We start from the raw sequence: 12,712 nt of genomic DNA, 5'->3' as shown, positions 1-12,712 counted from the left end.
GGCTTCAGCGCGGGTCCAGACCGTTCTGGAGGAACCACGGCAGCGGGTCGACCGGCCCGCTGCCGTCCGCCGGGCGGATCTCGAAGTGCAGGTGCGGCCCGGTGCTGTTGCCGCTGCTGCCGACGAAGGCGATCACGTCGCCCTGCTTCACCGGCCCCTTACGGACCTTGTACGCCCGCAGGTGGCACATCCAGGCTTCGGTGCCGTCGGACATCTTGAGTATCGACATGTAGCCGTAGAACGGGTTCCACTGGGTGCGGATCGTGCCGTCGGTGACGGCGTAGACCTCGGAGCCGCCGTCCACCGGGAAGTCGATGCCGGTGTGCTTGCGCATCCAGTGCTCGCCGGAGGCGCCGAACAACTCGCCGAGGCCGTGCTTGGCGACCGGCATGACCACCTTCGGCGCGGTCGGCTGGGCGGGGGCGGGCTGCGCGGTGGTGTCGGAGGCGGGCTGGGCGCCGGCCAGCGGCTTGCGGGCGTCGCCGCGCGAAGCCTGCCCGGGGGCGTCGGTGGCGGCGGCCTGGGCGGCCTGCCGGGCGGCGGTCCGGTCCGGGGCGTCGGCGGCCGAAGCCTGCGCCGGAACGCCTCCGTCCTGCTGCACCACCGTGATCGCCGCGGCGCCGGCCACGCCCAGGGCGGCCACCGAGGGGACGGCGACGCGGAACAGCGCGGCCCGGGTGGCGGCCTTGGCGGCGCCGCGGCGCTGGGCACGGGACTGCTCGCGGGCCGCGACACGCAGCTCCGCACGGGTCGGGCGGGCTACTTCGGGAGCCATCGGGGGCTGCCTCCTCGGTGGGCCTCGGGCGCGTCGTCGGGCGAGGGGAAAACAGCCGTGACTGTAGCCGCAAGGTCGACACCCCGGAAAAATTCCCGGTTGTCAAGGGGTCGCAAGGGGGTCGTCCGGTGCGCACGGACAGCCCTACCCGCCGGTAGCAAGGGCTCCGGCCTGTGACTTTGCCCTCCTCTTGGCAGGCGGTCGAGCCAACCGGGCCCGGTGGCGCTAACCTCCCCTCAGGCTGGTTATCAGCCGTTAACCGCGCCGCTGGCCCACGAGGTCCGGTCGGATGGTGGACGACGAGGTCCAGGAGGCAGTGATGAGTGTGTCGGGGCCGATCCGTGTGGTGGTCGCCAAGCCGGGGCTCGACGGCCACGACCGTGGCGCCAAGGTCATCGCCCGCGCCCTGCGCGACGCCGGTATGGAGGTCATCTACACCGGTCTGCACCAGACGCCCGAGCAGGTCGTCGACACCGCGATCCAGGAGGACGCGGACGGCATCGGGCTGTCGATCCTCTCCGGCGCGCACATGACGCTCTGCGCCCGGGTGCTGGAACTGCTCAAGGAGCGGGACGCGGCGGACATCAAGGTGTTCTGCGGCGGGATCATCCCGGACGAGGACGTCGCCGAGCTGAAGGCGATGGGCGTCGCGGACATCTTCACCCCGGGCACGTCCACCCGGGACGTGGTCGCCTGGGTCGAGGCCAACCTGCGCGCGGGCTGAGGCTCTCGGCAGACGACAGCGGGCCGGCCCTCCGGAGACGGAGGACCGGCCCGCTGTCGCGTCCCGGAGGTGTCAGGCGTCCAGTTCGGCCAGCATCGCCGCCCGGAAGCGCAGGGTGCCGGCCAACCGGGCGAAGGTCTCCGACCAGGCCGAGTCCGGAGCGGCGCCCGATGCCAACTCCTCGACGGAGGCGGCCGTTTCGGGCGCGAGCGCGCGTTCCGTCATGCCGAGCACCCCGCTGTGGCTCCACGGGTACGCGCCGGAGGAGGCGGCCCGGGCCAGGGCCGTCACCACGGCGGTGGACAGCGGCGGCGTCCACGGCGTGGTGCAGGAGCCCAGCAGCTGGAACGCCTCGCCCAGGCCGTGGACCTCGATGAACGCCGCCGTCCAGGCGGCCCGCTCCTCGGGCGGCAGGACGGCCAGCAGCTTGGCCGGGGCGCCCGTGGCGCGCGGGGCGCGGGCCCGTCCGGCGCCCCGGGCGGGCGGGGCGGGGGCGGGGCCGAGCAGCGCCCGGGCCCACTCGGCGTCGTGCTGGCGGACGGCGGCGCGCGCCCACGCCTCCCGCAGGTCGTCGGCCCAGCTGCTGCTGGTCTCGTCGATGCTGTCGCCCACCCGCAGGGCGAGCAGCCGTTCGGGCGTCAGACCGGTGTTCTCCGGCCAGGTCGAGAGCGGGGCGGCGGCCACCAGCTCGCCGAACCACCAGGCCCGCTCGCCGCGCCCGGTGGGGGACTTGGGCGCGATGCCGTCGCGCTGCATGGCCGCGTCGCACTCGGCGGGCGGGGTGACCAGCAGATGGGTGCCGGCCTCGGCGAGGCGTACGGCGGCGCGGGCGCGCTCGGCCATCCGGGCGGCCAGGGCGGAGCCGGGCAGGGTGGAGAGCAGTTCGGCGGCGGTGGCGCGGACGTTCTTGCTGCGGTCGCCGAGGGCGGCCTCCAGGAACGGCTCGTCGGCGATGGAGAGGCCGTCCTGCAGGGCGTCCAGGAACAGCAGCCGGTCCTCGGCGCGCTCGGTGGCCCAGGTGCCGCGCAGCAGCTCCAGACCGGCGGCCGGATCGCGGCGGCGCAGCTGGGTGAGGTGGGTGACCCGCTCGGCGAACAGGCCCTCGTGCCAGGGCTGGTGGTCCTCGGCGGGGGCGGTGGGTGCGCCGATGCCGCCCGGCTCCGCGGGGGTGCGCAGCACGAACCGCCAGTCCGGGTTCTGCTCCGCCAGCCAGCGCCCCGGCGGGCCCGCCAGCGCGACGGCGTCGGGCCGCAGCTCGCTGCGGGCGCGGGCGGCGTCGAGCAGGCCGGGTATCAGCGCGGCGGGCGGGCGCAGGCCCCGGGCGCGGGCGGCGTCGAGCCACTGCGGCAGCAGCTCGGCCAGGTTGGCCAGGGTGCCGGCTGTGCCGCCGGCGCGGCCGGTGAGCAGCACGGCCAGCCGCCGGGCGGCCGCGGCGGGCAGTTCGGGGCGGCCGTCCTCGGGCGCGGCCGGGCCGGGCGGTTCGGCGGCGGGGACGGGCAGCGCCCCCGCCCGGCGGCGGACGGCGGCGAGCGCGGCCAGCTCCAGCAGCGCGGTGGCCGGGTCGGAGCCGTCCACGGCGTCGGCGAGCGGCAGACCCGTGGCCGGGAGCGGGCGGCGGTCGGTGCCGAGCAGCGCGGTGGTGTGCAGGGTCTCCCACGGGTCCTGGGTGATGGTCATGTGCGGTGCTCCTAGAGGTTCGAGAGGCCGACCGGCCGCTGGTCGGCGGCCCAGGCCGTGACCGGGGCGAAGCCCTGGTGGCCGTACTCGCCGAAGACGGTCAGCGGGCGGCCGGTGGAGACGGCGGCCAGCCGCCACAGCGCCGCCTCCGGGACGGCCGAGGCGCGGACGGGCACGGTGTGGTGGCCGTCCGTCAGGTACCAGCCGTCCGGGGTGCGGACGGGGACGACCTCGGCGAGGACGGTCGGCCGGCTCTCCAGCCACGGGTCGTCCGCGACGGCCGTGCCGTACCCGGCCACCGCCTCGGCGACGGTCAGGCCGTCGGGCGCGGCGGCCGGGCCCGGCTCGGGCGCGCCGTAGCGGGTGCCGAGCGCGGCGCGCAGCGGGTGGGTGCCGGGGTGGTAGGCGAGTTCGGCCTCCAGCAGGTGGCCGGTGGGCAGGGCGAGGTCCGGCGCCTGGCCGGGGCGGCCGAAGGCCAGCAGCAGGGCGGGGCGGCCGGTCTTGGCGCCGCGCAGCCAGACCCGGCGGGTGGTGAGCCGCTCGTCGGAGGTGTCGCGCGAGCCGAGGACGAGCCAGCGGTCCCGTACGGTCGGGCCGGAGAGGACCTCGGCGGCGTCCAGGGTGTAGCCGACCCGGCTGCGGACGGTGGCGGCCAGCGCGGGCGGCAGCTCGTCCGTCCGGGTGGCGGCGGTGGCCAGCAGGTGCAGCAGGGCGTACTCCTCCAGCAGGCGCTCCTGCGGCAGCGCGTCCAGCTCCCGGACGCGGGTGGCCAGGCCGGGGGCCTGCGCGTCGACCATGCGGGCGGCGACCTCCTCCCAGGGGCCGGCGGTGCTCTGGTCGGCCAGGCCGTGGCGGACCCGGTCGGCCAGGCGCAGCCGCAGCTCGGCCGCCCCGGCCGCGACCCGGGCGCCGCGCCTGGCGGCCCGGCGGCGGGCGGCCTCGGGGTCGGCGGGCTCCGCGCAGGCGCGCTTCTCCGCGCTCTTCTCGGCGCTCTTCTCAGCGCGTTCGGCGCGGGCCTTCAGCCAGTCGTCGGCCCAGTCGGCCGGTTCGGCGGCGGGGACGGCCTCCGGGCTGCCGCTCCACAGCAGGAGGAGCCCGAGCGCGTGCTTGCACGGGAACTTCCGGCTGGGGCAGCTGCACTGGTACGCGGGCGTGGCCAGCTCGATCACGGTGCGGTAGGGCGTGCTGCCGCTGCCCTTGCACTCGCCCCAGAGCGCGGTGCCGTCGGTGCCCGTGCCGGACCACGGCGCGGGCGAGGAGAGCTTGCCCGCCGCCTTCTGCGACGAGGCGTCAGGGGCCAGGGACAGGACGTGTTCGGTGCTCCAGCGTTCCTCCATGCGACCGACCGTAGGCGGTGCCACTGACAGCGGCTGACCTTCCGTCCGGTGGTCGCGGCCGTTGTCAGTGCCGGGGTGCAGGCTGGTTCCCACAAGCCCCGACGACCTCATCACCCGGGCATTCCCATGCCCGCCGGCCGACCCGAAGGAGTCCGAGATGACCGACGTTCTGCGGCAGCACGCCGAGGACGCGTTCGCCGGTGAACTGGCCGCGCTGGCCGCCCAGGACGACCGCCCCCGCCCCGAGCGCTGGAAGCTCTCACCCTGGGCCGTGGCCACCTACCTGCTCGGCGGTGAGCTGCCGGACGGCACCGCGATCAGCCCCAAGTACATCGGCCCGCGCCGCGTCGTGGAGGTCGCCGTCACCACCCTGGCCACGGACCGCGCGCTGCTGCTGCTCGGCGTGCCGGGCACCGCGAAGACCTGGGTGTCGGAGCACCTGGCCGCGGCGATCAGCGGGGACTCCACGCTGCTGGTGCAGGGCACCGCCGGCACCCCGGAGGAGGCCGTCCGCTACGGCTGGAACTACGCCCAGCTGCTCACCCACGGCCCCAGCCGGGACGCCCTGGTGCCCTCGCCGCTGATGCGGGCGATGGCGGACGGCAAGATCGCCCGGGTCGAGGAGCTGACCCGCATCCCCGCCGACGTGCAGGACAGTCTGATCACCATCCTGTCCGAGAAGACGCTCCCCATACCGGAGTTGGGCGGCGAGACCCAGGCCGTGCGCGGCTTCAACGTGATCGCCACCGCCAACGACCGCGACCGCGGCGTCAACGAGCTCTCCAGCGCGCTGCGCCGCCGCTTCAACACCGTGGTGCTGCCGCTGCCGTCCTCCCTGGACGAGGAGGTCGACATCGTCACCCGCCGCGTCAACCAGCTCGGCCGCTCCCTCGACCTGCCCGAACTGCCGGGCGGCGCCGAGGAGATCAGGCGCGTGGTCACCGTCTTCCGCGAGCTGCGCGCGGGCCTCACCGTGGACGGCCGGACGAAGGTCAAGACCCCCAGCGGCACCCTGTCCACCGCCGAGGCGATCTCGGTGGTCACCAACGGCCTCGCCCTGGCCACCCACTTCGGTGACGGCGTGCTGCGCGCCGGCGACGTGACGGCCGGCATCCTCGGCGCCGTCGTCCGCGACCCGGTGGCCGACCGGGCCGTCTGGCGCGAGTACGTCGAAGGGGTGGTGCGCGAGCGCGACGGCTGGAAGGACTTCTACCGCGCCGCCCGCGAGGTGACGGTATGACGGGCCGGGCCGAGACGGGCCCAGAGGTCGCCCTGCTGGGGATCCGCCACCACGGGCCCGGCTCGGCCAGGGCGGTGGCCGCCGCGCTGGCGCACTGGCGGCCGGACGCGGTGCTGATCGAGGGCCCGCCCGAGGCGGACGCGATCGTCCACCTCGCCGCCGAGAAGGACCTCGTGCCGCCCGTCGCCCTGCTCGCCCACGCGGTGGACGACCCGGCGAAGGCCGCCTTCTGGCCGTACGCCGAGTTCTCCCCGGAGTGGGTGGCCATCCGGTACGGCGTTGAGCACGACCTGCCGGTGCGTTTCATCGACCTGCCCGCCGCATACGGCTTCGCGCCCGCCGAGGAGACGCCGGGGGAGGAGCCGGGGAAGGAGCCGGGGGAGGAGCCCGCCGCCGACCCGCTCGCCCTGCTCGCCGAGGCCGCCGGGCACGACGACGCGGAGCGCTGGTGGGAGGACGTGGTCGAGCACCGCACCCCCACCGCCGACCCGCTCGCCCCCTTCGCCGCCGTCGCCGAGGCCATGGGCGCCCTGCGCGCCGAGGGCCTCGGCGAGTCCCGCCGCGACCTGCGGCGCGAGGCCCACATGCGCCAGCAGATCCGCGCGGCCCGCCGCGCCGGGTACCGGCGGATCGCCGTCGTCTGCGGCGCCTTCCACGTCCCCGCGCTGGAGAGCATGCCGACCGTCGCCCATGACCGGGCGCTGCTCGCCGAGCTGCCGAAGAAGCTGAAGACGGACATCACCTGGGTCCCGTGGACGCACCGCCGCCTCGCCCAGTCCTCCGGCTACGGCGCCGGCGTGCCCTCGCCCGGCTGGTACCACCACCTGTTCGCCACCGAGGGAGACCCGGTGCCGCGCTGGCTCACCCGGGCCGCCGACCTGCTGCGCGCCCAGGACCACCCCGTCTCCTCCGCCCACGTCATCGAGGCCGTCCGCCTCGCCGAGACCCTCGCGGTGGTGCGCGGCCGCCCCCTCGCGGGCCTCACCGAGACGCTGGACGCCGTGCGCGCGGTGCTCTGCGACGGCTCCGACGTCGCCCTGGAACTCGTCCGCGACGGCCTGGTCATCGGCGACGCCCTCGGCGAAGTCCCGGACGCCGCACCGGCGGTGCCGCTGCAGCGCGACCTCACCCGCCTGCAGCGCACCCTGCGCCTCAAGCCCGAGGCCGCGCCCAAGGATCTCGACCTCGACCTGCGCAAGGACACCGACGCGGCCCGCTCCCGGCTGCTGCACCGGCTGCGGCTGCTCGGCGTCGACTGGGGCGTGCCCGCCCGCTCCTCCGTCAACTCCACCGGCACGTTCCGGGAGAGCTGGCGGCTGTGCTGGCAGCCCGAGTTCGCCGTGCGGATCGCCGAGGCCGCCCAGTGGGGCACCACGGTCGAGGAGGCGGCCGTCAACAAGGCGGTCGGCACCGCCCGCGCGGCCGTCGAACTCGCCGAGCTGACGGGCCTGGTGGAGACCTGCCTGCTCGCCCACCTGTCCGCCGCCCTGCCCGCCGTGATGCGGGTGCTCGCCGACTGCGCCGCACTGGACACCGACGTCGCCCACCTGGCGAGTGCCCTGCCCGCGCTCGTCCGGGCGCTGCGCTACGGCGACGTGCGCGGCACCGACCACGGCGCCCTGGCCGAGGCGGCCACGGGCCTGGCCGACCGGATCTGCGTCGGCCTGCCGAGCGCCTGCGTCGGGCTGGACGCCGAGAGCGCCGCCGCGATGCGCGCCCGGCTGGACGAGGTGCACGGCGCGATCGGCCTGCTGGGCTCCGGCGCGGAGCAGACGGACGCGGAGCAGACGGACGCGGAGCAGACGGACGCGGAGCAGACGGACGCGGAACGGGCCGAGGAGAACGGCGACGGGCTCGCGGACCGCTGGGCCGCCACCCTGCGCGCCCTCGCCCGCCGCGAGCCCAGCGCGGGCCCGGCCACCGGCGCCCCCGGCCTGCTGCGCGGCCGTGCCGTCCGGCTGCTGCTGGACGACGGCCGGCTCGACTCCGACGAGGCTTCCCGCCGCCTGCGGCTCGTCCTGTCCGCCGCCAACTCCCCGGTGGACGCGGCCGGTTGGATCGAGGGCTTCCTCACCGGCGGCGGCGCCCTGCTGCTGCACGACCCCCGGTTGCTCGCCCTGCTCGACGAGTGGCTGACGGGCGTCGGCGGCGAGGTCTTCACCGACGTCCTGCCGCTGCTGCGCCGCACCTTCTCCGCCCTGGAGACCGGGGTGCGCACCACCATCGGCTCCCGGGTCGCCGCTGGCCCGCTCGGCGAGGCCCCGGCGGCACCCGCCGCCTCCGGCGAGCTCGACCGGGCCCGCGCCGACGCCGCCGTCCCGGTGGTGGCCCTGCTGCTCGGCATCCGCCCCGTCATTCCCCGCCAGCCCGCCGGCCGCGACACCTGAGAACCGACGAGACCCGACGAGACCTGACAAGACCCGACGAGACCCGAAGAGATCCGAGGAGACCCCGATGGCGACCACGACCGACGAACGCCTGCGCCGCTGGCGCCTCGTCCTCGGCGGCGAGGCGGACGGCACCGGCTGCACCCTGCGCGGCCGCGACGCCGCGATGGACGGCGCCCTCGCCGCCCTCTACCGCTCGGCCCCCGAGGAGGGGGGCCGCCCCGCCAGGGGCGCCCGGCGCAGCGCCGGTCTCGGCGGCTCGGCCCCGCAGGTCGCCCGCTGGCTGGGCGACATCCGCGAGTACTTCCCGTCCACCGTCGTGCAGCTGATGCAGCAGGACGCGATCTCCCGCCTCGGCCTGGACCGGCTGCTGCTGGAGCCGGAGATGCTCGAGGCCGTCGAGCCGGACGTCCACCTGGTCGGCACCCTGCTCTCGCTCAAGCACGCGCTGCCCGAGACCACACGGGAGACGGCCCGGGCCGTCGTCGGCAAGGTGGTCGCCGACCTGGAGCGCCGCCTCGCCGACCGTACGCGGGCCACCCTCGGCGGCGCCCTCGACCGCAGCGCCAAGGTCAACCGCCCCAAGCACCGCGACATCGACTGGGACCGCACCATCCGGGCCAACCTCAAGAACTACCTGCCCGAGCACGGCACCGTGGTGCCCGAGCGGCTGGTCGGCTACGCCCGTGCCCAGCGCGCGGTGAAGAAGGACGTCATCCTCTGCATCGACCAGTCCGGCTCGATGGCGCCCTCGGTCGTCCACTCCGCCGTCTTCGGCGCGGTGCTCGCCTCGATGCGCACCCTGGACACCCGGCTCGTCGTCTTCGACACCTCGGTGGTCGACCTCACCGAACAGCTGACCGACCCGGTCGACGTCCTCTTCGCCACCCAGCTCGGCGGCGGCACCGACATCAACCGCGCGCTCGCCTACTGCCAGTCCAGGATCACCCGCCCCTCCGAGACGATCGTCGTCCTGATCAGCGACCTGTACGAGGGCGGCATCCGCGACGGCATGCTCAAGCGGGTCGCCGCGATGAAGGCGGCCGGGGTCCAGTTCATCGCCCTGCTCGCGCTCTCCGACGAAGGGGCGCCCGCGTACGACCACGCCCACGCCGCCGCCCTGGCCTCGCTCGGCGCCCCCGCCTTCGCCTGCACTCCGGACGCGTTCCCGGAGATCATGGCCGCCGCGATCGAGAAGCGGCCCATCCCGCAGCCGCAATAGGAGGGCGCCACGGACGGACGGTGATCGTTCACCCAGAGGTGTGAATTCATCCGATCGGTGGACAAGGTGTCCCAGCCCGGCTGTGACGGTTCTCACCCAAGACGGGGAGGCCCCCGGGCGGAACTGGCCCGTCCCACGGGGATAACCTGCCAGACGGACGTGACGCGCGTGTTGATTGACGTGTGCGCCCGTGGCTGTGTGGGCCGCAAGGCCGTACCTCTGCGTACCCGCACCTGCCCCGACGACCCGCAGCGAAGATCCTGCCGTGGCACGCTCGTAGAGACACAATCCGCGACCACGAACAAGGACAAACACGTGGACCTGTTCGAGTACCAGGCGAGGGACCTCTTCGCCAAGCACGGTGTGCCCGTGCTTGACGGCGATGTCATCGAGACCGCCGCAGACGCTGCCGCCATCGCGGAGCGCTTCGGCGGCCGCGCCGTCGTCAAGGCTCAGGTGAAGGTGGGTGGCCGAGGCAAGGCCGGTGGCGTGAAGCTCGCCGCCGACCCGGCCGACGCCGTCGCCAAGGCCGGCGAGATCCTCGGCATGGACATCAAGGGCCACACCGTTCACAAGGTGATGCTCGCCCAGACCGCCGACATCAAGGACGAGTACTACGTCTCGTTCCTGCTGGACCGCACCAACCGCACCTTCCTGGCCATGGCCAGCGTCGAGGGCGGCGTGGAGATCGAGGTCGTCGCCGAGCAGAACCCCGACGCGCTCGCCAAGATCCCGGTCGACGCCAACGAGGGCTGCACCCCGGAGAAGGCCGCCGAGATCGTCGCCGCGGCGAAGTTCCCGGCCGAGATCGCCGACCAGGTGGCCGACGTCCTGCAGAAGCTGTGGACCGTCTTCATCAAGGAGGACGCCCTCCTCGTCGAGGTCAACCCGCTGATCAAGTCCGGCGACGGCAAGATCATCGCGCTCGACGGCAAGGTCTCCCTGGACGAGAACGCCGAGTTCCGTCAGCCGGAGCACGAGGCGCTCGAGGACAAGGCCGCGGCCAACCCCCTCGAGGCGGCCGCCAAGGCCAAGGGCCTGAACTACGTCAAGCTCGACGGCCAGGTCGGCATCATCGGCAACGGCGCGGGCCTCGTCATGAGCACCCTCGACGTGGTCGCCTACGCCGGCGAGAACCACGGCGGCGTCAAGCCCGCCAACTTCCTCGACATCGGCGGCGGCGCCTCGGCCGAGGTCATGGCGAACGGCCTGGAGATCATCCTGGGCGACCCCGACGTCAAGTCGGTCTTCGTCAACGTCTTCGGCGGCATCACCGCGTGCGACGCGGTCGCCAACGGCATCGTGCAGGCCCTGGAGCTCCTCGCGAGCAAGGGCGAGAACGTCACCAAGCCGCTCGTCGTCCGCCTGGACGGCAACAACGCGGAGCTGGGTCGCAAGATCCTCGACGACGCCAACCACCCGCTGGTCCAGCGCGTGGACACCATGGACGGCGCCGCTGACCGCGCCGCCGAGCTGGCCAACAAGTAAGGAAGGGACTCAACACCATGGCTATCTTCCTTACCAAGGACAGCAAGGTCATCGTCCAGGGCATGACCGGCGCCGAGGGCATGAAGCACACCCGCCGCATGCTCGCCTCCGGCACCCAGATCGTCGGCGGCGTGAACCCGCGCAAGGCCGGCACCACGGTTGACGTCGACGGCACCGAGATCCCGGTCTTCGGCTCCGTCGCCGAGGCCATCGAGAAGACCGGCGCCGACGTGTCCGTCCTCTTCGTGCCGCCGGCGTTCACCAAGGCCGCCGTCGTCGAGGCCGTCGACGCCGAGATCCCGCTGGCGATCGTCATCACCGAGGGCGTCCCGGTGCACGACACTGCCGCCTTCTGGGCCTACGCCGGCTCCAAGGGCAACAAGACCCGGATCATCGGCCCGAACTGCCCCGGCCTCATCAGCCCCGGCCAGTCCAACGCGGGCATCATCCCGGCCGACATCACCACCTCCGGCAAGATCGGCCTGGTCTCGAAGTCCGGCACCCTGACCTACCAGCTCATGTACGAGCTGCGCGACATCGGCTTCTCCTCGGCCGTGGGCATCGGCGGTGACCCGATCATCGGCACCACCCACATCGACGCCCTCAAGGCGTTCCAGGAGGACCCGGACACCGAGATCATCGTCATGATCGGTGAGATCGGCGGCGACGCCGAGGAGCGTGCCGCGGCCTACATCGCCGAGCACGTCACCAAGCCGGTCGTCGGCTACGTCGCGGGCTTCACCGCCCCCGAGGGCAAGACCATGGGCCACGCCGGCGCCATCGTCTCCGGCTCCTCGGGCACCGCCCAGGCCAAGAAGGAGGCCCTCGAGGCCGCCGGTGTCAAGGTCGGCAAGACGCCGTCCGAGACCGCCCGCCTGGCGCGCGAGATCATCGCCGGCTGACCCTCGTCAGCGGCGCACCGAGCGCCCCCGTCCCCCCGGCTCTCCGGGGGAACGGGGGCGCTCCCGCGTCACGGCGCCCCGTGGGTGCACGGGCGGACGGCGAACGCCGGACAGGCCGCCGGGCCCACCGGCGGGGGAGCCTCCGCACCCCGGCCGCCCACCTGCGGATGCCTCCACCGGCCCGCCGCCTGCGGCTGCGGCTCCACCACCACCGCCTCCAGCCCCGGCGCCGGACTGCACCACAGACTCCGCACGCCCACCGGCTCGCCACCCGGAAGGACCGGCACCCCCGGCTGCTCCACCTCCGCCCCCGGCGCCGCCACGCACAGCGCCGGCGCGGGCGGCTCCGGCGGCCGCATCAGCACCGCCGGCCGCATCCCCGCCAGCGTCGCCAGCGTCGCCCCGCCCACCGCCAGGGTCAGCAGCGCCGCAGCGCCCGTCCGGCTCGCCGTCGACAACCGGTGCCGCGCCCGCAGCACGGGCACCGCCGCCCGGTGCGGCTGCGGACACCCGCGCACCGCCGCCCGGTGCAGCAGCCCGCTCAGCCCGTCCGCGAACCCCGGCGCGGCCGGATCCGGCCCCACCAGATCCGGCACCCACCCCGCCAGCGCCACCCGCGCCGACCACACCCGCGCCTGCGCCGCCGAGAGCGTCGACTCCACCTCCACCGCGACGGCCTCCGCCGGCAGTCCCAGCCCGTCGTGCAGCACCAGCGCCCGCCGCTGCGGCCGGGACAACCGCTTCAGCGCCTTCAACAGCGCCCGGTCCCGGTCCGTCAGCCGGTCGTGATCCGGCAGCACCGCCTGCCCCTCGTCCGCCGGCCGCACCCTGATCCGCCGCCGCGGCCACGACCACACGTGCGCCCGCCTCGGCCCACCCCGGTGCCACGGCGACAACGCCAGCTCACTCGCCCGCGCCCGCACCCACCCCTCCGGATCCCCCGAGACCCCGATCCGCCCC

Annotated in this window: 10 protein-coding genes; 6 read left to right on the top strand and 4 right to left on the bottom strand. The window is 74.8% G+C overall.

Annotation, left to right across the window (positions count from 1 at the left end):
- Nucleotides 1-4: 4 nt before the first annotated feature.
- Nucleotides 5-775, bottom strand: coding sequence for a M23 family metallopeptidase (locus IH61_RS0100050; protein ID WP_051836037.1), 771 nt, complete (start codon nucleotides 773-775; stop codon nucleotides 5-7).
- Between the two features lie 319 nt (nucleotides 776-1,094).
- Here IH61_RS0100050 and IH61_RS0100045 point away from each other — a divergent pair, with 319 nt between their 5' ends.
- Nucleotides 1,095-1,499: a cobalamin B12-binding domain-containing protein gene (locus IH61_RS0100045; RefSeq protein WP_031062884.1), complete on the top strand. Its 405-nt coding sequence runs from the start codon at nucleotides 1,095-1,097 to the stop codon at nucleotides 1,497-1,499.
- A gap of 72 nt (nucleotides 1,500-1,571) precedes the next feature.
- On the opposite strand, the gene IH61_RS0100040 is transcribed toward IH61_RS0100045, so the two are convergent.
- Both IH61_RS0100040 and IH61_RS0100035 read right to left on the bottom strand, forming a co-directional pair.
- Complete coding sequence (locus tag IH61_RS0100040; RefSeq protein WP_031062881.1) at nucleotides 1,572-3,176, bottom strand: DUF5691 domain-containing protein; 1,605 nt, start codon at nucleotides 3,174-3,176, stop codon at nucleotides 1,572-1,574.
- Between the two features lie 11 nt (nucleotides 3,177-3,187).
- The gene (locus IH61_RS0100035) at nucleotides 3,188-4,513 is read right to left on the bottom strand and encodes an SWIM zinc finger family protein (protein ID WP_031062878.1); all 1,326 of its coding nucleotides are present in this window, start codon (nucleotides 4,511-4,513) and stop codon (nucleotides 3,188-3,190) included.
- 157 nt (nucleotides 4,514-4,670) lie between these two features.
- Between IH61_RS0100035 and IH61_RS0100030 the strand changes: the two genes are divergently transcribed.
- The 5 genes from IH61_RS0100030 (at nucleotide 4,671) to sucD (ending at nucleotide 11,752) form a co-directional block, all read left to right on the top strand.
- Entirely contained in the window at nucleotides 4,671-5,753 is a 1,083-nt protein-coding gene (locus IH61_RS0100030) for an ATP-binding protein (RefSeq protein ID WP_037971174.1), read from the top strand.
- Entirely contained in the window at nucleotides 5,750-8,140 is a 2,391-nt protein-coding gene (locus IH61_RS0100025) for a DUF5682 family protein (RefSeq protein ID WP_031062873.1), read from the top strand. Before IH61_RS0100030 ends, IH61_RS0100025 begins: the two co-directional genes overlap by 4 nt.
- Nucleotides 8,141-8,207: 67 nt before the next feature.
- The gene (locus IH61_RS0100020) at nucleotides 8,208-9,362 is read left to right on the top strand and encodes a VWA domain-containing protein (RefSeq protein ID WP_031062871.1); all 1,155 of its coding nucleotides are present in this window, start codon (nucleotides 8,208-8,210) and stop codon (nucleotides 9,360-9,362) included.
- 315 nt (nucleotides 9,363-9,677) lie between these two features.
- The gene (gene sucC / locus IH61_RS0100015) at nucleotides 9,678-10,850 is read left to right on the top strand and encodes an ADP-forming succinate--CoA ligase subunit beta (protein WP_031062868.1); all 1,173 of its coding nucleotides are present in this window, start codon (nucleotides 9,678-9,680) and stop codon (nucleotides 10,848-10,850) included.
- Nucleotides 10,851-10,867: 17 nt separating this feature from the next.
- Nucleotides 10,868-11,752, top strand: coding sequence for a succinate--CoA ligase subunit alpha (sucD, locus tag IH61_RS0100010; RefSeq protein ID WP_031062867.1), 885 nt, complete (start codon nucleotides 10,868-10,870; stop codon nucleotides 11,750-11,752).
- 68 nt (nucleotides 11,753-11,820) lie between these two features.
- On the opposite strand, the gene IH61_RS42355 is transcribed toward sucD, so the two are convergent.
- On the bottom strand, nucleotides 11,821-12,552 hold the full coding sequence (locus IH61_RS42355; RefSeq protein WP_158844470.1) for a hypothetical protein: 732 nt from the start codon (nucleotides 12,550-12,552) through the stop codon (nucleotides 11,821-11,823).
- Between the last annotated feature and the right edge of the window lie 160 nt (nucleotides 12,553-12,712).

The sequence above is a fragment of the Streptomyces sp. NRRL WC-3742 genome (assembly GCF_000720635.1).
Classification (GTDB): Bacteria; Actinomycetota; Actinomycetes; order Streptomycetales; family Streptomycetaceae; genus Kitasatospora.
The sequence above is the reverse complement of the archived record's forward strand: the minus strand, read 5'-3'. Positions and strand labels throughout refer to the sequence as shown.